Annotated in this window: 1 pseudogene; it reads right to left on the reverse strand. The window is 55.2% G+C overall.

From position 1 onward, the window contains the following. A pseudogene (locus H8K52_RS20680) lies at positions 1–455 on the reverse strand (hypothetical protein); the annotation flags it as partial.

The raw sequence follows: 455 nt of genomic DNA on the forward strand, positions 1-455 counted from the left end.
CGCCAGCGCCCGTCACGCCAGCGATGACCAATGGTAAGGTCTCTGGTGTCACTGCCTCTAAGCTGGCATCGTCGATTGTTGCCACCGTTACCGTAAAGTTGGTAACACCTGCTGGGACGATCAAATTGCCACCGACCAAGGTCACACCATTACTGAACGTCGGGGTGGCGTTGTAATCAGCACCTGATGTCGCTGTACCACCACCCAACGCATACGCATAAGTCGAGGCGATGGTTGTTGGGCTCGACAAGGAGACGGTGTAGACCAAGTTCGTGCCTTCGACGACATTGTTGTCGCCTGTTCCTGGTGCACCTGGTTCAACTGTGGTGATCGTTGGTTGATCGTTGTCGATGATACCGCCGTTACCTGTCACGCCACCAACAACCAATGGCAGTGTTTCTGGTGACGCGGAATCGACGACACTGTCGTTGATTGTGGCGACGGTGACCGTGAAG

The organism is Affinundibacterium seohonense (genome assembly GCF_014284305.1).
GTDB lineage: Bacteria > Pseudomonadota > Gammaproteobacteria > Burkholderiales > Burkholderiaceae_D > Undibacterium > Undibacterium seohonense.